Annotated in this window: 21 protein-coding genes; 14 read left to right on the top strand and 7 right to left on the bottom strand. The window is 74.1% G+C overall.

The genetic code is table 11. The features are described 5' to 3' along the window. The first annotated feature begins 268 nt into the window (after positions 1–268). A complete protein-coding gene (locus ACFV0O_RS01405) occupies positions 269–904 on the top strand; it encodes a hypothetical protein (protein ID WP_380334692.1) in 636 nt (211 codons plus the stop codon). Here ACFV0O_RS01405 and ACFV0O_RS01400 read toward each other — a convergent pair. Next, positions 894–1,292, bottom strand: coding sequence for a VOC family protein (locus ACFV0O_RS01400; RefSeq protein WP_360256090.1), 399 nt, complete (start codon positions 1,290–1,292; stop codon positions 894–896). The genes ACFV0O_RS01405 and ACFV0O_RS01400 overlap by 11 nt on opposite strands. A gap of 113 nt (positions 1,293–1,405) precedes the next feature. Between ACFV0O_RS01400 and ACFV0O_RS01395 the strand changes: the two genes are divergently transcribed. After that, a complete protein-coding gene (locus ACFV0O_RS01395) occupies positions 1,406–2,515 on the top strand; it encodes a helix-turn-helix transcriptional regulator (protein WP_380334689.1) in 1,110 nt (369 codons plus the stop codon). A gap of 59 nt (positions 2,516–2,574) precedes the next feature. Here the strand turns inward: ACFV0O_RS01395 and ACFV0O_RS01390 are convergent, their stop codons facing one another. Continuing rightward, positions 2,575–3,504 (bottom strand): aminoglycoside phosphotransferase family protein, encoded by a 930-nt coding sequence (locus ACFV0O_RS01390; protein ID WP_380334687.1) that lies wholly within the window; start codon positions 3,502–3,504, stop codon positions 2,575–2,577. 132 nt (positions 3,505–3,636) lie between these two features. Between ACFV0O_RS01390 and ACFV0O_RS01385 the strand changes: the two genes are divergently transcribed. The 5 genes from ACFV0O_RS01385 to ACFV0O_RS01365 all read left to right on the top strand — a co-directional run bounded on the left by ACFV0O_RS01385 (position 3,637) and on the right by ACFV0O_RS01365 (position 8,358). Beyond that, the gene (locus ACFV0O_RS01385) at positions 3,637–4,872 is read left to right on the top strand and encodes an FAD-dependent oxidoreductase (RefSeq protein ID WP_380334685.1); all 1,236 of its coding nucleotides are present in this window, start codon (positions 3,637–3,639) and stop codon (positions 4,870–4,872) included. Positions 4,873–4,905: 33 nt separating this feature from the next. Beyond that, positions 4,906–5,637 carry a TetR/AcrR family transcriptional regulator gene (locus ACFV0O_RS01380; protein ID WP_380334682.1) on the top strand — a complete coding sequence of 244 codons (732 nt, stop codon included), beginning with the start codon at positions 4,906–4,908 and terminating at the stop codon, positions 5,635–5,637. 179 nt (positions 5,638–5,816) lie between these two features. Beyond that, positions 5,817–6,479 (top strand): DedA family protein, encoded by a 663-nt coding sequence (locus ACFV0O_RS01375; RefSeq protein ID WP_380334679.1) that lies wholly within the window; start codon positions 5,817–5,819, stop codon positions 6,477–6,479. A 92-nt stretch (positions 6,480–6,571) separates the two neighbouring features. Beyond that, positions 6,572–7,723, top strand: coding sequence for a sensor histidine kinase (locus tag ACFV0O_RS01370; protein WP_380334676.1), 1,152 nt, complete (start codon positions 6,572–6,574; stop codon positions 7,721–7,723). Further along, entirely contained in the window at positions 7,714–8,358 is a 645-nt protein-coding gene (locus ACFV0O_RS01365; RefSeq protein ID WP_360256103.1) for a response regulator transcription factor, read from the top strand. The genes ACFV0O_RS01370 and ACFV0O_RS01365 overlap by 10 nt, the downstream gene beginning before the upstream one ends. 137 nt (positions 8,359–8,495) lie before the next feature. On the opposite strand, the gene ACFV0O_RS01360 is transcribed toward ACFV0O_RS01365, so the two are convergent. From ACFV0O_RS01360 to ACFV0O_RS01340, 5 genes are all read right to left on the bottom strand, one after another. After that, positions 8,496–9,950, bottom strand: a complete 1,455-nt coding sequence (locus tag ACFV0O_RS01360; RefSeq protein ID WP_380334673.1) for a condensation domain-containing protein — start codon at positions 9,948–9,950, stop codon at positions 8,496–8,498. A 600-nt stretch (positions 9,951–10,550) separates the two neighbouring features. After that, positions 10,551–10,682: a hypothetical protein gene (locus ACFV0O_RS01355; protein ID WP_380334670.1), complete on the bottom strand. Its 132-nt coding sequence runs from the start codon at positions 10,680–10,682 to the stop codon at positions 10,551–10,553. Positions 10,683–10,740: 58 nt separating this feature from the next. Next, positions 10,741–11,199: a hypothetical protein gene (locus ACFV0O_RS01350; RefSeq protein ID WP_380334667.1), complete on the bottom strand. Its 459-nt coding sequence runs from the start codon at positions 11,197–11,199 to the stop codon at positions 10,741–10,743. 374 nt (positions 11,200–11,573) lie between these two features. Beyond that, entirely contained in the window at positions 11,574–12,173 is a 600-nt protein-coding gene (locus tag ACFV0O_RS01345; protein WP_380334665.1) for a TetR/AcrR family transcriptional regulator, read from the bottom strand. Then, entirely contained in the window at positions 12,170–13,756 is a 1,587-nt protein-coding gene (locus tag ACFV0O_RS01340) for an MFS transporter (RefSeq protein ID WP_380334662.1), read from the bottom strand. Before ACFV0O_RS01340 ends, ACFV0O_RS01345 begins: the two co-directional genes overlap by 4 nt. Before the next feature lie 166 nt (positions 13,757–13,922). Here ACFV0O_RS01340 and ACFV0O_RS01335 point away from each other — a divergent pair, with 166 nt between their 5' ends. From ACFV0O_RS01335 to ACFV0O_RS01305, 7 genes are all read left to right on the top strand, one after another. Beyond that, positions 13,923–15,386, top strand: a complete 1,464-nt coding sequence (locus tag ACFV0O_RS01335; protein ID WP_380334659.1) for an MFS transporter — start codon at positions 13,923–13,925, stop codon at positions 15,384–15,386. Further along, on the top strand, positions 15,386–15,910 hold the full coding sequence (locus tag ACFV0O_RS01330; RefSeq protein WP_380334656.1) for a MarR family winged helix-turn-helix transcriptional regulator: 525 nt from the start codon (positions 15,386–15,388) through the stop codon (positions 15,908–15,910). The genes ACFV0O_RS01335 and ACFV0O_RS01330 overlap by 1 nt, the downstream gene beginning before the upstream one ends. Positions 15,911–16,130: 220 nt before the next feature. Then, positions 16,131–16,895 carry a 2OG-Fe(II) oxygenase gene (locus ACFV0O_RS01325; protein ID WP_380334650.1) on the top strand — a complete coding sequence of 255 codons (765 nt, stop codon included), beginning with the start codon at positions 16,131–16,133 and terminating at the stop codon, positions 16,893–16,895. 66 nt (positions 16,896–16,961) lie between these two features. Beyond that, positions 16,962–17,228 carry an Ada metal-binding domain-containing protein gene (locus tag ACFV0O_RS01320; RefSeq protein WP_380334647.1) on the top strand — a complete coding sequence of 89 codons (267 nt, stop codon included), beginning with the start codon at positions 16,962–16,964 and terminating at the stop codon, positions 17,226–17,228. Continuing rightward, complete coding sequence (locus ACFV0O_RS01315; protein ID WP_380334646.1) at positions 17,147–17,683, top strand: ABC transporter substrate-binding protein; 537 nt, start codon at positions 17,147–17,149, stop codon at positions 17,681–17,683. Before ACFV0O_RS01320 ends, ACFV0O_RS01315 begins: the two co-directional genes overlap by 82 nt. 40 nt (positions 17,684–17,723) lie before the next feature. Continuing rightward, positions 17,724–18,371, top strand: coding sequence for an ArsR/SmtB family transcription factor (locus tag ACFV0O_RS01310; RefSeq protein WP_380334643.1), 648 nt, complete (start codon positions 17,724–17,726; stop codon positions 18,369–18,371). Beyond that, entirely contained in the window at positions 18,368–19,684 is a 1,317-nt protein-coding gene (locus ACFV0O_RS01305) for an MFS transporter (protein WP_380334640.1), read from the top strand. The genes ACFV0O_RS01310 and ACFV0O_RS01305 overlap by 4 nt, the downstream gene beginning before the upstream one ends. Positions 19,685–19,713 lie beyond the last annotated feature (29 nt).

Genomic DNA, 19,713 nt, shown 5'->3' with positions numbered 1-19,713 from the left:
GGCCCGGGGGGTGCTCCGGCGGGCCGTGCGACCAGACTGCCCGTCAGCCGGCGGGCCCATCCTCATCCCACGCCCCGGCGCGGGTGTGCCGGCGAACCGGGCACCGGTGCACCGGCGCGCTCGCGCCCCCGACCGCCGCCGGTCCACCCGCCCGGCTCCGGGGTCCGGTTGTCAGGGGTAGCGGCTTGGATGGGCGCATGACCGTCCATGACGTGGCCCGCCGGCTCCCCTCCATCGCCCGCCTGCGGGCCTGTGCCGCTCGCCGGCGATGCTCGACGCGATCCTGAGCCCCGACTGGGCGGGCCGGTACCACTCCTTCGACGCGGCCTGGGCCGACGACGAGGAGATGGCGTCGATGCGCAACGGGTCGGGGGACGAGTACGCCGTCGTGTTCTCCACGGCCGGCACCTACGTGCGCGGCTTCGGCCACGAGGCCCCGACGAGCCCGTACGGCAACGACGGCGAGCCCTGGCCGGGCGTGATCGACGACGTCCCGGCGGTCTTCCGGCCCTTCGTCGAGGAGCCGGCGTTCACCGACGAGCACGGCGTCCCCGTCGTGACGGCCTGCCTGTGGCGGGGTGCGGCGGACGACCGCCGGCAGCACGGCGTGATCGGCTTCCCGGCCGGCCACGCCGACCCCGACGGGGCGACGGCCCTGTTCGAGCTCCTGGTCGAGCGCTCACCGGAGGCGTTCCGGCGTTTCGCCGAGGACGGCTACGAGGTCCCCGTGGACCTGGGGGCGGTGCGCGACCTGTACGCCCTGCGGCCGCTCAGCCGGGCACTCGTGTCCGCGCTGAACCCTGAGCTCACCCTCGCGGACCTGGCCGAGGACATCGCGGAGATCGGCTGCCCCGCGGGCACCGGCCCCTCGGCCCGCACCGGGGACCGCCCCGTCAGCGGGTGAACTTGGCGACGGCGGCCGGGGTGACGGGGGTGAAGAAGTTGACGAGGTTGCCGTCGGGGTCGCGGAGCAGCAGCGAGCGGTTGCCCCAGGGCATCGTGGTGGGCTCCGTGACGAAGTCCGTGACGAACCCGGTCAGGTCCCGGTGGAGGCGGTCGACGTCGTCGACGAGGAACTCGGTGATCACACTGCGGTTGGCCGCCGGGGCGGCCGAGCCCGGGGCGAACAGCGGGACGGTGCGGACGCCGGCGATCGCGAGCGTGGCGCCCGTGGTCCGCAGTTCGGCGAAGTCCTCGGTGGCCCACTCCGCCCGCACCCCCAGGGCCCGTTCGTAGAAGCCGACCAGGCGCGCGACGTCGCCGGTGATGACGCGGATCGAAACGAAGTCCATGGTGATTCTCCTCGGGTGTGCGGAGCCGACCGCAGCCGGTGCGGCCGTGCGCTCCGCAGACTAGGAGGAATAGTGGACAGAACCGGTCCACTATTCGCCCTAGGCTGTGAACCGTGTCCCGACCCACCGGCCGCGTGCTGACCCTCCTGGAACTGCTGCAGGCGGGCGGTACCCGGACCGTCGCCGAACTCGCCGACCGCCTCGGCGTCGACGGGCGCACCGTGCGGCGCTACGTGGGCCACCTGGTCGACCTCGACGTGCCCGTGGAGTCGGTGCGCGGCCGGTACGGCGGCTACCGGCTCTCCCCCGGGTACCGCCTGCCCCCGCTGATGCTCGACGACGACGAGGCGCTGGCCGTGCTGCTCGGACTGGTCGCCGGCCCCCGGACGGGTCTGGCGACCGCCCAGCGCACGGCGGCCGAGACCGCGGCGGCCAAGATCCGGCGGGTGCTGCCCCGGCACGTCGCCCGCCGCCTCGACGCCCTGCTGGACTCCCTCTCCTTCACCGGTCGGACCGACCTGACCGACCGGGCCGGCCGCCCCGACCTGACCGGCCACCCCGACCGGCCCGACACCGCCGTCGCGCCGGAGGCCGAGGTCCTGCTCACCCTCGCCGACGCGGTGCGCCACCGCCGCCCCGTCGCCGTCCGGTACACCGACCGCAACGGCAGCACCACCGAACGCACGCTGCACCCGTACGGCATCGTCGCCCACGGCGGCCGGTGGTACGTCACCGGCGAGGACCCAGGGATCGGCGAGGACCGGACCTTCCGGCTCGACCGCATCACGGGCGCCCGGGCCCAGCCGGGCACCTTCGACGCACCCGCCGGACCGGACCCGGCCCAGCGGGTGCTCTCGGGGTTCGCCACGGCCGGGTACCGGCACGAGGTGGTGGTGCGGATCCGGGCCACGGCCGAGCGGATCCGCGTCCACCTCCCCGGGAGCGTCGCGACCCTGGAGGATTCCGAACCCGCGCCCGAACCGGGACCACGGGCGGAACCAGGAGCTGGGGCGGGGGCCAGGACGGGAACGGGAACGGGAACGGGCGGCGACGGTACGACCGAGGGCTGGACGCGCGTCGCGCTGCGGGCCGAGCGGCTCGACTGGCTGCCGCCGGTCCTCGCCGCCATCGACCGTCCCTTCGTCATCGAACGCCCCGAGGAACTGCGCACCCTCGTCGCCGCGTTCGCCGACCGCCTCGCCTCCCACGCCCGCCGGACCTGACGTCGCCCGACCCGACGGCGGGCGGGCCGACGGCGGGCGGGCCGGCACTGCCCCGCGGACTACCGCACGGTGAGCAACTCCGCCAACCGGTCCGCGAATCGGGTGAGCCAGTCCAGTCGCGGTCCGCTGCGGGCGACGCGGAAGCCGTGGCGGCGGCCCCAGAACGCCGCCTGGACGGCATGGAACTGGGCCCAGCACTGGACCCGTTCGCGGTCGAGTTCGGCCGTCTCGGCGAACACGTCCAGGATGCGGTGGACGGCCCGGCGCGGGTCGTCCGCGTCGAGGAGCGTCAGCGCGCGGGACTTCAGCAGGGTGCCGCCGTCGTAGGCGGGATCCCCGGCGTACCCCTTGGGGTCGACGGCGAGCCACGGTTCGCGGCCGGCGCGCAGGATGTTCCGCGCGTGGAGGTCACCGTGGACGAGGGTGTCCGGCTGGGTCCGGCCCAGTTCCCGGACGGTCGCCACCGCCGCGTCCAGCACGCGGCCCGGCAAGGGGTGCGCCAACGCCTCGGCGTCCGCGCGCAGTTGCTCCTCCCATGCCGCGGCCTGATCGCGCAGCCGGGGCAGGCCGGGCGGCGCGGGGACGGCCAGGCGGCGGTTGAGCCGCCCGGCGACCGCCACCAGCTCGTCGCCGTCCTCGACCTCCGCCAGGGTCACGGGCTCCGCCCGCTCCAGCAGCATCGCGTACCGCTCGTCGTCGCGTTCGTGCATCAGGACGGCGCCGCGCCCGGCCCACGCCACGAACGCGTCCGGCTCGTGGACGTTCCCCGGGTGTGGGAACGACACCTTCAGCACGGCGCTCTCCCCGCCCCGCCGGCGCACCGGGACGACGACACCGACGCCCCCGTGCATGACCTCGCCGTCCGGCACGCAGGCCCAGCTCCCCAGCAAGTCCTCCACGGTCCCGGGCAACGCCGCGATCCACCGCGCCCCGGCCTCCCCCTCACGTTCGACGGTGCTGCGCGCGAACTCCTCCGGCATCGTCATCATCCCGGCACCCTACGCGCCCGCCCCGCGCCGTCACGGCCCGGACGTGCGCCGAACGAACTTGTTCGTTACGAACATGTTCGTTACCGTGGAGGAAGAACCGGACCGACCCCCGAGCACCACGAGGAGCGAACCATGAGCACCCAGCACCACCCCGTCGCCGTCATCGGAGCCGGGCTCGGCGGCCTCACCCTCGCCCGCGTCCTGCACGTCCACGGCGTCCCGGCCGCCGTCTTCGACCTGGAGCCCTCCCCCGAGGCCCGCACCCAGGGCGGCCTGCTCGACATCCACGAGGACTCCGGCCAGCAGGCGCTGCGGGCCGCCGGGCTGCACGAGCGGTTCCGGCAGCTGGTCCACGAGGGCGGCGAGGCGGTGCGGCTGGTCGGGCCGGACGGCGTCGTCCGGCTGGAGCAGGAGGACGACGGCACCGGCGGCCGCCCCGAGGTCGACCGCGGCGACCTGCGGGCGCTGCTGCTGGGCTCACTGCCCGCCGGCACCGTCCACTGGGGGCGCAAAGCGGTCGGCGTCCGGGCGCTCGGCGACGGCCGGCACGAGGTCGCCTTCGCGGACGGGACGGCGATCACCACCGACCTGCTGGTCGGCGCGGACGGCGCGTGGTCGCGGATCCGGCCGCTGCTGTCCCGGGCGCGGCCCGTCTACACCGGCATCTCCTTCCTGGAGGCCGACCTGCACGAGGTCGACACCCGACACCCGGCGGTGGCCGCCCTGGTGGGCGGCGGGTTCTTCCTCTCCGTCGCCGAGGACCGCGGCTTCCTCGCGCACCGCGAGGGCGACCGGAGCATCCACGTCTACACCGCCCTGCGGGTGGGTGAGGAGTGGCTGGACTCCGTCGACGCCGAGGACCGCACCGCCACCAAGGCGGCCGTGCTCGCCCACTTCGACGGTTGGGCCGACGACCTGCGCGCCCTGGTCGCCGACGCCGACGGCGCCCTGGTGCCGCGCCGGATCCACGCCCTGCCGGTCGGCCACCGCTGGGAGCGCGTACCCGGGGTGACCCTGCTCGGCGACGCCGCGCACCTGATGTCCCCGTTCGCCGGGGAGGGCGCCAACCTCGCCATGCTCGACGGGGCCGAACTGGGCCTGGCCCTCGCCCGCCACCCGGGCGACCCGGAAGCCGCCCTGGCCGCCTACGAGGACGCGCTGTTCCCGCGCTCCGAGGTATCGGCCGCCGAATCCGCGGCGAGCCTGCAGCTGATGTTCGGGCCGGACGGCCTGCGGGGTCTGGCGGAGCTGTTCGCCGGCCCCGCGCCCGAGCCCACACCTACCGCCACGCCCACCACCACGCCCACCACCACGCCTACCGCCGCACCCGCACCCGCACCCGCACCTGCACCTGCACCCGCGAACTAGTTCGTCACGAACACGATCGCTACGCTGTCGGGCATGACCGGTTCGCCCTCCGCCACCCCCTCCGCCGCCCCCTCCCCGGCCCCCTCCCCCGCGCACCCGCGCAGCCGCCGCGAGCGGCCGGCCAAGCCCGCGCTGAGCCACCGGGCGATCGTCGCCGCCGCGGTCCGGATCCTGGAGGCGGAGGGGCTGCAGCGAGTGACGATGCGCCGGCTGGCGCAGGAGCTGGACACCGGGCCGGCCTCGCTCTACGTGTACGTGGCAAACACCGCGGAACTGCACGCCGCGATCCTGGAGGAGTACCTCGGCCAGGTCGACCTCTCCCCGGTGACGGCGGCCGGGGACTGGCGCGAGCGGCTGGCGCAGGTCCTCGACTCCTGCACCGCGGTGCTGTTCCGGCACCCGGCGCTCGCCCACGCCGCCCTGGTGGCCCGGCCGTCCGGTCCCCACTACCTGGCCCTCGTCGAGGCACTCCTCACCCTGCTCCAGGAGGGCGGCGTGCCGGACGCCCAGGCGGCCTGGGGCGTGGACGTCCTGCTGCTGACCGCCACCGCGACCGCCGCCGAGCAGTCCGCCCGGGACGCCGACCCCGAGGCCGAGGCGGAGCACCACGCACTCGGCGAAGCCCTGCGCGCGGCCCCCGCCGCCACCCACCCGAGGATCGCCGCCCTCGGCGACGACCTGGTGTCCGGGGCGCCCGAGGACCGGCTGGCCTGGATGTTCCGGGTCGTCGTCAACGGCACGCTGGCCACCCCCCGCCCCAGCTGACACCCCGCCCGTCCCCTGCGGGAAACCGCAGGGCACGGGGTGCGGAAACCCGCAGACGGTTCGCCGGAAACCCGCATACGGTTCGCCGGAAACCCGCATACCGCCGCTGACCAGCGGTTTCTAGCGTGGACGGTACCTGAGCGCAGCAGCGCTCCGACACAACCGTCAGGGAGCCCGTCATGCCCCACGCCGTCCTCGCCGCCGCACAGCCCGCCGACGGGTTCGCCGGGTGGGCCGCCCACCTGGTCGACACCCTGGGCGGCCCCGGCGCCGGCCTGGCGATCGCCCTGGAGAACCTGTTCCCGCCGCTGCCCAGCGAGGTGATCCTGCCGCTGACGGGCTTCGCCGCCGGACAGGGCGTGATCAGCCTCGCCTCCGCCCTGACCTGGACCACCCTCGGCTCGGTCGCCGGCGCCGTCGTCCTCTACTGGCTGGGCGCCCTGTTCGGCCGGGAGCGGATGCACGCGATCTGGGCCCGGCTGCCACTGGTCAAGGCCACCGACCTGGAGCGCACCGAGGCGTGGTTCGCCCGGCACGGGACGAAGGCGGTGCTGCTGGGCCGGATGGTGCCGATCTTCCGCAGCCTGATCTCCGTCCCGGCCGGGGTCGAGCGGATGCCGCTGCCCGCGTTCGTCATGCTGACCACGCTCGGCAGCCTGGTCTGGAACAGCGTGCTGGTGATGGCCGGCTTCCTGCTCGGGGACCGCTGGGACGCGGTGGAGACGTACGTCGGCCTGTTCTCGAAGGCGGTCCTGGTGGTCGTCCTGGTGGCCGTGGCCGGGTACGTCGTGCTGCGGTGGCGCGGGCGTCACACCACCGCCCAGCACCGCCGCGCCCGTTGACCGGTCCGTTGCCCGGCCTTCTGCCGAGTCGCTTGCCCAGTCCGACGAGCAGCCCGACGGACGCACCGGCCGGGCCCGTAGACTCGGACCCCGTGCAGGGGGACGGAACAGACACCGCGTCATGGCAGCGCCGCGCCACCGGAATGCTGCTCGGCTGCCCGAGCGCCGCACTCGCCGCGCTGTACCTGCTGTCCGCCGGCGTCGCCCTCGGCCCCTTCCTGCTCTGGCCGCGCACCCGCCCGTACGCGGAGCGGAGCCTGCTCTCCGGGGTGCGCCGCCTTTCCGGCCTGGAACGGGCCCGGCGCGGCGCGTTCTTCGGGGACCGCTTCCCCCGGCACTACCGCGCGGACGACCGCAGGCTGCTGCGCTACCTCGCGGTGCGCAGCGGCACCGGGCTGCTCACCGGGGTCGTCCTGGGCCTGCTGGTGTTCGGCGCGGGGCTGGCCGTGCTGCTGGCCGGCGGGGTGGCGCGCGGCTCGCTCGGCTGGGAGGAACTGGCGACCCAGGTGCTGCTCGGCGGGGTGCTGCTGTTCCTCGCCGTGCAGGGCCTGTTCTCGCTCGCCGCGCTGGACGCCCGGACGGCGCGGGAGTGCTTCGGGCCGTCCGAGGCGGAGCTGCTGCGCCGCCGGATCGCCGAACTCGCCGACAGCCGGGCCGCGGTGGTGCGGGCGGTGGACGCGGAACGGCGGCGGATCGAGCGGGACCTGCACGACGGCGTCCAGCAGCGGGTGGTGGCGCTGGCGATGCTGCTCGGACGGGCCCGGCGCGGCCGGGACCCGGAGCGGACCGGGGAACTGCTGCACCAGGCGCACCGGGAGGCGCGGGAGGTGCTGACCGAGCTGCGCGAGGTCGCCTGGCGGGCCTACCCGTCGGCGCTGGACACCCTGGGGCTGGAGGAGGCGCTGGGCGGGGTCGCCGAGCGGTGCGCCATCCCACTGCGGCTGCACTACGAGGTGCCCGCCCCCCTGCCCGAACCGGTGCGCACAGCAGCCTACTTCGTGGTGTCCGAGTGCGTCACCAACGCCGCCAAGCACTCCGGCGCCTCGGCGGTCTCGGCCCGGCTGTACGGGGCGGGCCCGCTGCTCACCGTCCGGGTCGAGGACGACGGCGACGGCGGCGCGGACCCGGCGGGCAGCGGCCTGACCGGGCTGCGCGGTCGGGTCGCCGCACTGGACGGCACCCTCCACGTCCACAGCCCCGCCGGGGGCCCGACCGTCATCACCGCGGAGCTGCCATGCGCGTGACCCTCGCCGAGGACTCGACCCTGCTGCGGGAGGGGCTGGTCCGGCTGCTCGCCGAGGAGGGGCACGAGGTGCTGGCCGCGGTCGGCGACGCGACGTCGCTGACCGCGGCCGTGGCCGAACAGCCCCCGGACGTCGTGGTGGTGGACATCCGGATGCCGCCGACGCACACCGACGAGGGGCTGCGGGCGGCGGTGCAGATCCGCGAGCAGTGGCCGGAGGTGGGCGTGCTGGTGCTGTCCCAGCACGTCGAACGCGGCTACGCGGCCCGGCTGTTGGAGGCAGGCGCGGAGCGGGTCGGCTACCTGCTGAAGGACCGGGTCGCCGAGGTCGAGGAGTTCCTGGACGCCCTGGAGCGGGTCGCGGCGGGCGGCACGGCGATCGACCCGGAGGTGGTCCGCCGGCTGGTGGTGCACACCACCCGCGTCGACCCGCTGGCCCGGCTCACCCCGCGGGAGCGCAGCGTCCTGGAGGCGCTCGCCGAGGGCTGGACGAACACCGCCGTCGCGCAGCGGCTGCACATCTCGCTGAGCGCGGTGGAGAAGAACCTCAACGCCGTCTTCGACAAGCTGGACCTGCCGCGTACCACCGACCACAACCGCCGCGTCCTGGCCGTCCTGCACCACCTCGGCGCGTAGCCGCCGGGCCGGGACGGGACGCCGGACCCGGCGTCCGCGTCCACGTCCGCGTCCACGCCTGCGCCTGCGCCTGCGCCTGCGCCGAAGCGGCACTGGCGGAAGGTTTCAGCGGCCGGTCGTCGCAGCGTCCGGAGGCGTCAGGAGGCCTCGGTGAGGCAGCGGGTGAAGCCGTCGAGCAGCGCCCGGTTGGTGGCCCGGGCCTGCGCGGTGTCGACGTGGATGGTGTTGACGAACAGGCCCTCGTCGGTGCGGTGCAGCCAGTGCAGGACGCCGTTGCAGCCGGAGACCCAGACGTGCAGCCGGGCCCGCTGCGCGGTGTGCTGCCCGGCACCGGGCAGCCGGCGGAAGTCGATGTAGGAGAAGAAGTTCACCGCGTGCGGCCAGTAGTGCAGCCGCGCGTACTCGGCGGGGGCGAGCAGCCGCCACGCCTTCACGAAGTGCACCCCGGCGTGGGCCTGCATCTGCCCGTAGGCGTCCTGCGCGGCGGCCAGCACCTCGCCGAAACCCGCCTGCGGCCCGACCGGGAACTCGATCGGCAGGGTGTTGATGAACCACCCCATCGACTCCGCGTAGTCGCCCCGGCCGCGCTCGTTGACCGGCACCAGCCCGCGGTACACCGCGGGCCCGCCCTCCTGCCGCAGGGCGATCGCCAGGCCGGCGAGCAGCCCCATGGACAGCCGCCCGCCGCGGGCCCGGCAGGCTGCGCCGAACTCCTCGATCTGCCGGGCCGTCAGCAGCCGTTCGGTGCTCGCGACCGGCGCGTACAGCCGGCCGGGCCGGACCCCGAGGTCGAGCGGGAAGGCCGGGAAGAGGCCGCCGTTGCGGTCGCGGAACGCCCGCCAGTAGTCCAGCCGCGCGTCGTCGGCGCGCATCGCCCGGTTGGCCCGGCGCTGGGCGCGGCTGAACTCCAGGTAGCTGCCCGGCTGCCGGGGCGCGGCGGGGGTTTCGCCGCTCCCGGTGTCACGGCTGTCGGCGTCGCCGCTCCCGGTGTCACCGCTGTCGGCGTCACCGCGCCCGGTGTCGGCGGCCGTGAGGCTCCGGTAGGCCGTGGCGATGTCGTTGACCGCGATCGCGCTGGAGAGGCCGTCGGTGACCAGGTGGTCGCAGGAGAACCAGACGGTGGTCGACTCCGCGCGCACCACCGCGCCCATCGTGATCAGCGGCCAGGAGAGCGTGTCCACCTCCCCGAACGCCTCCTGGAGGTGGCGGGTGACCTCCTCGGGCGTCTCCAGCGGGCCGGCGTAGACGTGCTTGACGGCCACCTCCTCGGCGTCGAGGACCTCACAGCCCAGGTCCCCGCCCAGCGGCTGGTAGACCGCCCGGAGCACCTCGTGACGCCGCACCAGGTGGAGCAGCGCGGCGGCCAGCGCGTCCAGGTCCACCCGGCCGGTGAGTTCGAAGCTGGACGCCACGTAGGAGCGGATCGGTTCGTCGACGCTCTGCGCGTGCTGGGCGACGGTGAAATGTTTCGCCTGGTTGTAACCGGTCATCCGGCGCGGGGCGGGCCCGTCGGCGCCGGTCAGGGGGACCAGGTGCCACCGGTGGGCCTCGCCGGGGCCGATCTCGGAGTCCTCGACTGAGATCTGGAGCATGCCGCCCTCTTCTGCCGCTGTCGTCGTCGGGTGGTACCAGAGCAGTCGTGTGCCGGCCTACCGACTGGTGCCGTACCAACGCGGCCGACGGGCACTCGGATACGGGCACCCACCGATCGGGTGACGGGCGACGGACTCCCCCCGTTCCCGGCTCCCCGACGCCCAGCACCGGCACGGGCGGCGCGGGCTTCCGCGCCCGGGGGCGGCCGATGGCCACGGGGCTCCCGGATCGGGTGACGACGTGCCCGAGCGTTGACGGCCCCGGTGCCCGGCCGACCGGGCACCGACACCGAAGCCGCCGGTCGCCGCCCGTCGGCCGACGAGGGCGTCGCGGCGGTCCGAGGCAGCGAGGTCCCGGCGGACCGGCGCACCGGCGGAACAGCACGCGGGCAGAACGTGGGACCAATCCCGGAACTCAGTCGCTTCAGTCCCTGCCACCGCCCTGACCTGCGAAAACACCGAGCGACTGAGCGACTGAGTCGCTCCCGGGCACCCTGCGCGGGCGCCGGTGCCGCTGTCGGTGCCGGCACGCAGGGCCACGCCGGAGGGTGCGAACGGCCGGAGGCATCGAGTCGGGGGCCCTGCGCCGCCCCCCTGCCGCTACTCGCTCGGGGACGTGCCGTAGTAGGGACGGACGGTGCCGCCCAGCTTCCGCTGGATCGACCTCAGCATCCTGATCGTCGCCTCGTCGGCGAACCCCGTGGTCGTGGACCACTCGGTCCCCGAGCCCACGAGGTCACTGACGAAGACGATCTCCGCCGCCAGCAGGATCCGCGCCCAGTCCGCTCGTCTACAGCAGGGCCTGCTTGATGAGGCCGTTCAGATGACACTCCAACGCGGCGAGGTTGAAACACGTGGTGATCGGCAGGGTGGGGTGCGGTCGGCAGCCGGCCCTGAGGGAGTCGGACAGCCCGTCGAAGGTGAGGACACTCTCATGAGCGACCCGGTAGAGCGCGTACTCGGAGCCGTCGATCTCCTCGATGGGAAGATCGCCCTCCCAGGCGTCCTCGTACCACCTGCCGGAGATACGGCTGATGAAGAGGAGAGCGCGTTGGCCCACGGCGAGTGACCGCTGGCCCCAGTGAGTCGGTTTGCCGACGAAGCGGATCTCCGATCCCGCGTTGCCCTCGAAGACCCGTGCCGAGTACACCTCTTCGACGATCGCGGTGAACTGCTGCGGGGCGGGCGAACCAGTGATCACCACTCTGATCAGATCGTTCCGCTCCACCTTCTCCTGCAGAAAGCTCATGGGCCGATTGTCCTCCTTGCCAATGGCCGGCGAAGGACCGGCCGAGGCATTGTGCAGCCGGATGCCGGTGACCTGCGGCGATCAGACTTCGCCGGCACACACTGGCGTTGGGCGGGGTCGGGCGGCAACCGGTCAAGGTCCAGTGGCGAAGGACGAGGGCAGAACGCGCACCCAATCCCGAATCTCAGTCACTTCAGTCCCTGTCACCACCCTGACCTGCGGAAACACCCAGCGACTCAGCGACTCAGCGACTCAGCGACTCAGCGACCGATCGACCCGGTAGCCGGACGACACGGACGGCCGGAGGACCCGGACGACCCGGACGACCCGGACGTCCGACGGGACGGTCCCGGCCGCGCCCCGGGTCCCGTCCCTCAGTCGCCGAACGGCGGTGCGTCGGCGGGCGGCGCGTGCCCGCCTGCCGCGCTCAGCAGCTCGTGGAGCAGGTCGATCACCTCGGCGGGCTGCGCCCCGGCGAGGTGGTCGAGTGCGCCGGCGGAGCGGGCGAGGATCACGCCGCCGAACGCCGCGACGGCGAGTTCCGCGCGCAGTTCGGGGCGGTCGAGGCCTTCGCGTTCGAAGCGTTCGCGCAGCGGGTCGACCAGCCGCCGGTACAGGTGCGCCTGCGCGGCCTCCCGGACGGAGGCGTCGTCGGAGGGCAGCATGACGATCTGCAGGATCGGGCTGGTGCGACGCCGGAAGCGTTCGAGCAGGTCGCCGAGCCGCTCGGGGTCGAGCAGGTCGGCGGGGGTCTCGTCGCCGTGTTCGGCCTGGACGGTGGCGAGGTAGAGCTGGGTCTTGCCGCCGAAGTAGCGGGCGATCAGGGCCGGGTCGACGCCGGCGCGTTCGCCGATCTCCCGGGTGGTGGTGCGTTCGAATCCGCGTTCGGCGAAGAGTTCGCCGGCCGCGTTCAGCAGTTCCTCGCGGCTGCGGGCCGCGTCCCGTCGGCGTGCCCGGTCGGGGGGCCGGGTCACGTGCGCGCTCCGCTGTCGCGTCCCGGCGGGGTGCTCCCGCCCGGGGTGGCCACGGTCGTGCTCTCGTTCACCGGCTGCTCCTCGTCCACGGTCCGCCCCGACGGCCGGCCGCCCGCCGCGGTGGTCACGCCGGGGGCTGTCACGCCCGGGGCGGTCACGCCGGGAACGGTCACGCCGGGAACGGTCACGCCGGGGCCGGTCGCGGCACGGTGCCGCGGCAGGACGATGGTAATCACCGCGACCAGTACCCACACCGCGCAGCCGATCAGGGTGGCCACGCGGTAGCCGTCGCCGGAGGGCAGGACGTGTCCGGGTGCGGTGTGGGCCTGCAGCACGGCGGCGCTGAGCGCGCTGCCGGTGGAGTAGCCGACGTAGCGCAGCACCTGGTTGAAGGCGACGGCGCTGCCGGTCTGGTCGGCGGGCACCGCGCCGACGATGAGTCCGGGCATCACGGCGAAGGTGCAGCCGACGCCCAGTCCGGCGATCGCCAGCACCGCGAACGCTTCCCAGAGCCGGTCGTGGGCGGTCAGGAAGAACAGCATCGACAGCAGCGACAGTCCGCAGCCGATGGGGAGCACCAGCGCCGGGGAGGTGCGCCGGGCCAGGACCGGAACGACCTTGCTGGACAGCACGCTGGTCACCGAGAAGGGCAGCAGGACGAGGCCCGCGACGGTGACCGTGGCGCCGAAGCCGTAGCCGGCGGAGCTCGGGGTCTGCACGAACCGCGTCAGCAGCGACATCAGCAGGTACATCCCGACGCCGGCGACGAGCCCGGCGACGTCGGCCGTGAGCACCACGCGGTTGCGCAGCGAGCGCAGGTCGACCAGCGGGTGGGCGGTGCGCAGTTCGTGGTGGACCCACCAGGCCAGCAGCAGGACGGCGCCGACGGCGAGGGCGAGCAGGCCGGGGGCGGTCCAGCCCCAGTTCTCCCCCTCGCTGAGGACGAGCAGCACGCCGCTGAGGCCGAGGCCGAGCAGGACGGCGCCGAGCGCGTCCAGCGGCGCGGGCCGGCGGTCGGCGGCGGCGGCGGGCAGCACCAGCGCCCCGGCGGCGAGGGCGGCGGCGCTGATGGTCGCGCCGAACCAGAAGCCGGCGTGCAGGCCGAAGGACTGGGCGAGCAGTCCGGTGAGGGGATAGCCGAGGCCCACGCCGGCCACGGTGGTGATGGAGAGCAGGGCGACGGCGGAGCGGGCGCGCTCGCCGGCGAGGCAGTCACGGGCGGTGGCGATGGCGAGCGGGGTCAGGCCGAGTCCGACGCCCTGCAGGGCCCGGCCGACGACCAGGTACTCGAAGCCGAGCGGGAGCGCGCCGAGCACGCTGCCCACCAGGACGGTGGCGACGGCGCCGAGCATCACGGCCCGGCGCCGGGGCCCGTCGCCCAGCCGTCCCATGACCGGGGTGGCGACCGCCCCGACCAGCATGGTGACGGTCAGTGACCACTGCGCCTCGGAGAGGGAGACGTGGTCGACGGCGGCGATCGTCGGCACCAGCGGCGCGCCGAGGCTGCTGATGACGGCCACGACCGTGCCGAGGAACACCAGGACGGGCATCAGGGCCCGCTGCCGCAAGTCCGCTGCGTGCACGATCGAACACTCTCCCCGATGTAGTCACCAATTGATGTCTTCACATGATGACATGAGCCGCCGGCGCACCGGGGGCGAGGTCCGCCGAAAGGGCTGGTGTCGATCGCCGATTTAGTTGTACTCTCACAATGATTACAACAACACAAATACCTGTGGAGCGTCCGTCATGCCCGAAGCCGCCCGACCGCGGCCCTGGCTCGTGCTCGCCATCTGCTGCATGAGCCTGCTGATCGTCAGCCTCGACATCACCATCCTGAACGTGGCCCTGCCCGCCGTCCGGCGCGACCTGCACACCTCGGTCTCCGGACTCCAGTGGACGGTCGACGCCTACACCCTGGTCCTGGCCTCGTTCCTCATGCTCTCCGGCTCCACCGCCGACCGGATCGGCCGCCGCCGGGTCTTCCGGATCGGACTGATCGTCTTCACCGGGGCGTCCCTGCTGTGCAGCCTCGCCCCCGGGCTCGGCTGGCTGATCGCCGCCCGCATGCTCCAGGCCGTCGGCGGGTCGATGCTCAACCCCGTCGCCATGTCGATCATCACCAACACCTTCACCGACTCCCGCCGGCGCGCCCGCGCCATCGGCGTGTGGAGCGGCGTCGTGGGCATCAGCATGGCCGCCGGACCGATCATCGGCGGCGCCCTGGTGGAGTCGGCCGGCTGGCGGGCGGTCTTCTGGATCAACGTCCCGATCGGCCTGGCCGCCCTCTTCCTGACCGGCCGCTACATACCCGAGTCCCGGGCCGCCCGCGCCCGCCGGGCGGACCCGCTCGGCCAGCTGCTCGTCATCGTCCTGCTCGCCGCACTCACCTACGCGATCATCGAATCGCCGGACCACGGCTGGACCTCGCCCCTCGTCCTCGGCTGCACGGCCGCGGCCCTGGCCGCACTGCTCGCCCTCCTGTGGCACGAACCCCGGCGCGCCGACCCGCTGATCGACCTGCGCTTCTTCCGCTCCGCGCCGTTCGCCGGTGCCACCGTCATCGCGATCGGCGCCTTCGCCGCCCTCGGCGGCTTCCTCTTCCTCACCTCCCTCTACCTCCAGGACGTCCGCGGGCTCGACCCGCTGCACGCCGGGCTGTTCATGCTGCCGATGGCCGTCATGTCGCTGCTCACCGCGCCGCTGTCCGGACGCATGGTCGCCTCCCGGGGGCCGCGCACACCCCTGATACTCGCCGGAACGGCCCTGAGCGCGAGCGCCGTACTCCAGGCGCTCGGCTACTCCACGCACCTGCCGACCTGGCTGCTGGTCCTCGCCTTCCTGCTCTTCGGCACCGGATTCGGCCTGGTCAACGCGCCCATCACCAACACCGCCGTCTCCGGGATGCCCCGCTCCCAGGCCGGCGTCGCGGCGGCCGTCGCCTCCACCAGCCGGCAGGTCGGCCAGTCCCTGGGCGTGGCCGTGATCGGCGCCCTGGTCGCCGGCGCCGCCCACACCGACCCCGCGACGTTCACCGCCACGGCGCGGACCGCGTGGTGGATCATCGCCGGCTGCGGAGCCGCCGTACTGGTCACCGGTACGCTCACTTCCGGCCGCTGGGCCCGGGCGACCGCCGAACGCACAGCGGAGCGGCTCGCCGCCGAGGAGGCGGGTGAGGGGACCAGGGAGACGAAGGAGACGGTGGACGCCTGATGGAGCGCCTTGACGCCGGCGGGCACCCGGAAGCCGGCAGGACCGGCGGGAGCGACGGGACCGACAGGAGCGACGAGACCGACCCGGCCGCCGGGACTGCCGCAGCCACCGAGGCCGACGACCGGATCGCGGCCCGGGTCTGGCAGGGGATGAACGCGCTCGTGCTGGAACGCTACGACCGCCGCAAGGCCGTCTCCGAGGCCCTCGGCATGAGCTTCAGCCGGGTCAGGGCGCTGCGCCGGCTCGCCGCCGGCCCGATCACCTTGCGGGAGCTGGCCGAACGGCTCGGCGCCGACCCGCCGTACACCACCGTCATCGTGGACGACCTGGTGCGGCGCGACCTCGCCGAACGCATCACCAACCCCGCCGACCGCCGCTCCAAGCTGGTCCACCTCACCGAGGAGGGCGCGACGAAGGCCGCCCGCGCCATCGACATCCTCACCACCCCGCCGGACGCCCTGCGCGCCCTGCCCGCGGAGGACATCCGGGCACTCGACCGGCTGGTGGCCACACTCCTCGGCTGAGTCCCCGCCCCGACGGTGGCGCGGTGCGGTGCGCCGCCGCCGGGGTGTGGTGCACCACCGCGGTGCGGTGCGCCGCCGCCGGGGTGCGGTCGGCCCGGGCGCACCGGAACGCACCGTCCGCACGCACCGTCCGAATGCACCGTCCGAATGCCGCCGGTGTCCGTCCGCGGAGTGCGGCATCGTCGCGAGCACACGCTCCCGACCAGCGAGGACGGACCCGATGACCGACACCGCCCCGGCAGCCGCCCACCCTGACGGCACCGGCCACGCCGCCCGCCCTGACGGCACCGACCGCCTCGACGGCACCGACTGGGCAGCCCTGGCGCGCGAGCTCGACGAGTACGGCCACGCCCTCACCGGCCCGCTCCTCACCCCGGCCGAGTGCCGGGCGGTCACCGCCCTCTACGACCGGCCCGACCGCTTCCGCACGACCGTGGACATGGCCCGCCACCGCTTCGGCTCCGGCCAGTACCGCTACTTCACGCACGACCTGCCCGCCCTCGTCGGGGAACTGCGCGAAGCCCTCTACCCCCGCCTGCTGCCCGTCGCGCGCGACTGGGCCGCCAGACTCCGGACCCCCGCCCCCTGGCCCGACGACCTGGACGCGTGGCTGGCGAGCTGCCACGCGGCGGGCCAGACCAGGTCCGCGCAGATCCTGCTGCGCTACGGCCCCGGCGACTGGAACGCCCTGCACCGTGACGTGTTCGGCGACATGCTCTTCCCGCTGCAGGTCGTCATCGGCCTCGACGCCCCCGGCACCGACTTCACCGGCGGCGAGTTCCTCATGACCGAGCAGCGCCCCCGCGCCCAGTCCCGCGGCTCCGCCACCACCCTCCCGCAGGGCCGCGGCCTGGTGTTCACCACCCGCGACCGGCCCGTCGCGACCAAGCGGGGCTGGTCGGCCGCACCGATGCGGCACGGCGTGAGCACCGTCCGCTCCGGCCGACGCCACACCCTCGGCCTCGTCTTCCACGACGCCTCGTGACCACACCCGACCCCACCTTCCCGGTGAGCCGACCGCAGCCCGGCTCCACCCTGACCGGACCGGGCCGTGCGGGGCACCCTCGGCGGACACCGCCGGAACCGGCTCTACGGGCGGCTCGACTGCCCGTCCGCCCGGCGGGCCGTCGCCCGCGGGCACGACGTCGCGCACCGGGTGTTCTTCGCCGACGAGCCCGCCGCCATCGCCGCCGGGTACCGCCCCTGCGCCGTCTGCCTGCCCGAGGAGTACACCCGATGGACATCACGCCGGAACGTCCCCACCACCCCGCGACCCCGCACACCGAAGCCGAACTCGCCTCCCTCATCCGCCTGTTGACGGAACTCACCCCCCACGTCCGAACCGTGACGATCGGCCACGGCCGCGACGTGGCCTCCCGCGCCGCCGCGAGCGCGTTCGCCGAGGCCTGGCAGGCCCGCGGCGGCACCGTCCTCGCCCGGGTGGACTGGCCGGAGGACGCCGCCTCCTGGCTGCGCCCCGCCCGCCGCCTGACCGCCCAGACCCCCGACGCCTGGGTGATCGCGGCCGCCGTTCCCGGCTTCGCCCACCTCGCCCGCCGCCTGCGCCGATCCACCGGCTTCGACCCGGCCCGCACCGTCGCGTTCGCCTCCCTCGCCGACCCCCGACTGCCCGCCCTGACCGGCCCCGGAACCCTCGACGGCCTGCACGGCGCCACCCCGGACGGCGGCACCTGGGAGGTACCGGGCGGCCGGCTCACCTCCCGTCAACCGGCCGGACAGTCCGAGGAGTTCGACGCATCGGGCAATTCATGAGAGTTGACTCTCACGTATTATGAGAGAACACTCTCACGCCATGGAGCATGAGAACCGCCTTGGCGACATCGAGATCACCGACCCGAAGGCCATGCGAGCCCTGGCACATCCGGTACGGCTTGCGATCCTCGAACGGCTGCAACGGCACGGGCCGGCAACGGCCACACAGTTGTCACCGGATGTCGGAGCCACCCCGTCCGTGACCAGCTGGCACCTGCGCCACCTGGCCGGCTTCGGACTGGTCCGCGACGCCGAGGCCGGAACGGACCGCCGCGAGCGGCGGTGGGAGGCCGCGGCGCGGGGCTTCCGGTTCGAGACACCGGAGGACGACGAGGGCCGGTCCGCCGCACGGGTGCTGTCCCGGGAGATGTTCGCCCGTTCCGCGACCCTGCCGCAGCGGTGGATGACCGAAACCGAACCCGGACTCGATCCGGTCTGGCGCAAGCCGGCAGGGCTGGCCAACACCCGCATCGTGGTCTCCGCGGAGGAACTCGCAGCCATCGAGAACGCGATCGAGCGCGTCCTCGTGCCCTACATCACCCGCGACCCTGCGCAACGGCCGAACGACAGCCGCAGCGTCCGGCTGCTGCGCTACGTCCTGCCGGAGGCGGCCGACGACCGGCCGAACGACACGGCAGCCGAACCGGCGGACGACAGGACAGCCGACCCGACGGGCGGCACGGCATGAACTCCTTACCGGACAAGGACCCTTCGGCATCACTGTGGCGGAACCGACGCTTCGTCCGCTTCTGGACGGGGCAGTCGGTGTCGCAGTTCGGCGACCGGATCTCCGAACTGGCGCTGCCCTTGATCGCCGTGGCGGCACTGCACGCCTCGGCCGGCCAGGTCGCATGGTTGACCGCGCTCGTCTGGGCCCCGAACCTCCTCGCCGTCGTGCTGGGCGCCTGGGTCGACCACCGCCTCCACAAGCGCCGCCTGATGATCCTCGCCGATCTGGTCCGCGCGGGCGTGCTGCTCACCGTGCCCGTCGCCTACCTCGCGGGCTCCGTGACGCTCCTCCAGCTGTACGCCGTGGCACTGCTGACCGGCGCCGCCGCCGTTCTGTTCAACACCGCCTACCCGCCCTTCTTCGCCCACCTCGTGCCACGCTCGTCCTACGTCGACGCGAACAGCAAGCTCAGCGCCGGCCGGTCCGCCTCCCACGTCGTCGGCCCCGCGGTGGGCGGCGCCCTCGTCCAACTCCTGAGCGCACCCGTTGCCTTGATCGCCGATGCCCTGTCCTTCGTGGCCTCGGCCGCCCTGCTCGGGCCGATCCGGGTCGACGAGCCGGCCGACGCCGCCCGTACGACGACAGGACCTTCGCTGCTGCGACGGGCCGGAGAGGGGCTGCTCTTCGTCGTCCGTCACCCGGTCCTACGGGCGAGCCTCGGCTGCGCGACGACCCTCAACTTCTTCACCTTCGTGTCGAGCACCGGCTTGACCGTCCTGTTCGCCGACCGGGTGCTCGGCCTCTCCGCCGGGACCATCGGGCTGGCGTTCGGCATCGGATCGACCGGCGCCCTCACGGGTGCGGTGCTGGCCCCGAAGGTCTCACGACGGATCGGCGTGGGGCGCAGCATCGCGGCGGGCGCCGTGCTCTTCCCCGCCCCCATCGCCATCGCCGCCACCGCGAGCGGCCCCGACTGGGCCCGCGCAGGGGCGCTCGGAGTCGCGGAGTTCCTCGCCGGGATCGGCGTGATGCTGTTCGACGTCAACCTCAACTCCGTGCAAGCCGTGGTGATTCCGGACGGAATGCGTAGCCGGGTGGCCGGCGCCTACAGCACGGTGAACTACGGCGTACGCCCCGTCGGCGCCGTCGTCGGAGGCGTGCTCGCCACCCACATCGGTCTCCGGACCACGCTGATCACAGCCGCCGCCGGGGGAGCACTGTCACTGCTCTGGCTGCTCCCCTCGCCGATACCGCGCATCCGCTCCCTGACCGCGGACGGCCCGCTCGTCACCGGCGTCGCCGCGGCGGCCGACCGACCGGTACCCCGATGACGCCCGGGCGCGGCTCACGACGGGCCCGT

It is taken from the genome of Kitasatospora sp. NPDC059577 (assembly GCF_042735475.1).
Lineage (GTDB): Bacteria > Actinomycetota > Actinomycetes > Streptomycetales > Streptomycetaceae > Kitasatospora.
This window is presented reverse-complemented; position numbering and strand designations above follow the sequence as displayed.